This is a genomic window from Hymenobacter agri (assembly GCF_054778495.1).
On record NZ_BAAGZM010000844.1, the window covers coordinates 1 to 1,444 of the forward strand.

Genomic DNA, 1,444 nt, shown 5'->3' on the forward strand with positions numbered 1-1,444 from the left:
GGCGTAGCTGGTGGTGCCGTAGCGGCAGGTGAAGCCGCTGGCGGCCGGGCCCACGTACAGGTCGTTGTAGTTGCTGGTGATGCCCGAGGCCGGCGTGTCGAAATTGAGGGCGTAGCGGCCCTGGGTGGCTGGCTGCGTCACCACCACGATGTTGTTCTGGAAATCAATGCCGGTAGCGGTGCCGGACTGGTAGAAGCCGATGTTGGCGGTTTGCGCGTTGCTGGGGCTATCCATCACCACGGTATTGTGGTAGTAGCGCGCAAAACTGGAGGCCGAATTATAGAGCCCGTAGGTGGTGCCGTAGCTGAAGAATTTATAAATCAGGTTATTGACCACGTCGTTTTCGGTACCCAGCGTGGCCGAGGTGCCGGAGAAGTAGATGCCGTAGGCCGGCAGGGCGCTGCCGCTGGCCGTGTTGGGGTCGTGAATGCGGTTGCGCTCGATGGCCAGGCCCACGCTGCCGCTCACGTAAATGCCCCAGAACGTGGAGGTGCTTACCCGGTTTTCGCGGTGAATTTCGTTGCCCGTGATGCGGGCCCCGCTCAGGTTGGCCAGGTACAGGCCGTAGTTGAAGAAGTTGCGCACCACCGTGCCCGTGATGCGCACGCCGGTGCTGCGGCTGGTGGTCGACAGACCCGTGAACGTGATGCCGTAGGCGCCGCCGCTGATGGAGTCGTTTTCGATGCGCAGTCCGCTGGCATCGCCGCCCGAAAATGTGCTCGTCACCGAGCCGCTTACGGCAATGCCCGCGTTGGCAGTGGTGAGGGTGGCGACGCTGGGCGCCAGAATGGCACAGTTGCGCACGCGGTTGTTCACGGCCTGCCCCACCAGGCTCACCCCGATGCCGTACTGCGGCGACGAGGCCAGGTCGAGGGTCAGGTTTTGCAGGGTGAGGTAGTCGGTGCCGTTCAGCAGCACGGCGGCGGGCTGCAGCGAAGTACCGCTGTAGCTCAGGCGCTGCTTGCCGGTGCCGCCGTCTACCACAATGGTATCGGTGGCGCTCACGCCGGCCACCTGGCCCAGCGAGAACTGCTCCTGGTAGGGGCCGTTCAGCACGTTCAGGCGCACGGTGCCGGCAATGCCCGCCGCGTTCAGCGTGGTGGCCGCATCGGCAAAGCCCATGAAATTGGTGGCACTGCTGGCGGCCTGCTTGTTGATGGTGTAGGTGCCCACCATGGGCGTGTAGAAGTAGCGGCTCAGGCTGCTGCTCACGGTGGTGCTGCCGCTGGGCACGCTGGCCGTCACGGTGAGGGCGTTGCGGCCGCTGATGAGCGTGAGAGGCGTCGTGAACGAAAAGCTTTGGGTAGCGCCCACGGCCAGGCCGCCGGCGGGCGTCAGCGTCTGGCTCACCGGGGCCGCGCCGTTGAACACGTACTGCAACTGCACGCTGGTGAGCGGCACGGTGCCGTTGTTGCTGATGGTGACCGTGACGGTGCGCGTGCCC

1 protein-coding gene is annotated in these 1,444 nt (G+C 65.0%); it reads right to left on the bottom strand.

Annotation, left to right across the window (positions count from 1 at the left end):
- On the bottom strand, positions 1-1,444 hold a 1,444-nt coding region (locus ACYVDE_RS22725; RefSeq protein WP_460503816.1), incomplete at both ends, for a right-handed parallel beta-helix repeat-containing protein.